This is a genomic window from Lysobacter sp. 22409 (assembly GCF_052045105.1).
In the GTDB taxonomy this organism is placed as follows: domain Bacteria; phylum Pseudomonadota; class Gammaproteobacteria; order Xanthomonadales; family Xanthomonadaceae; genus Lysobacter; species Lysobacter antibioticus_B.
On record NZ_JBQEOE010000119.1, the window covers coordinates 1 to 348 of the forward strand.

1 protein-coding gene is annotated in these 348 nt (G+C 66.4%); it reads right to left on the reverse strand.

Annotation, left to right across the window (positions count from 1 at the left end; all coding sequences use genetic code 11):
* Positions 1-348: DUF7507 domain-containing protein (locus ACTJJK_RS23210; RefSeq protein WP_440731374.1), on the reverse strand; the 348-nt coding region annotated here is incomplete at both ends.

Genomic DNA, 348 nt, shown 5'->3' on the forward strand with positions numbered 1-348 from the left:
GGCGATCGTCTGGCTCAGCGCCGTCACCGGCGTGGTCACCGTCGTCGTGCAGGCCGGATCGGTGCTGCCCACCGGGCAGATCGCGCTGGTCGAAGTCGCGGTGTTCACCACGTTGCCGGCGGTCACGTCGGCCGCAGTCACCGTGTAGGTACCGGTCAAGGTGCAGGTGCCGCCCGGGGCAACGCTGGCACACGGCGTCGTGCCGCCCGTCGGCGTGATCTTGCTGTCGCTCACCACCACGTTATTGAGATTCGTGGTCGTACTGGTATTGGTCACCGTCACCGTGTAGGTCAGCACGTCGCCCACCGACACCGTGCCGCTGCCGTCGTTATCGGCATTGGTCATGGT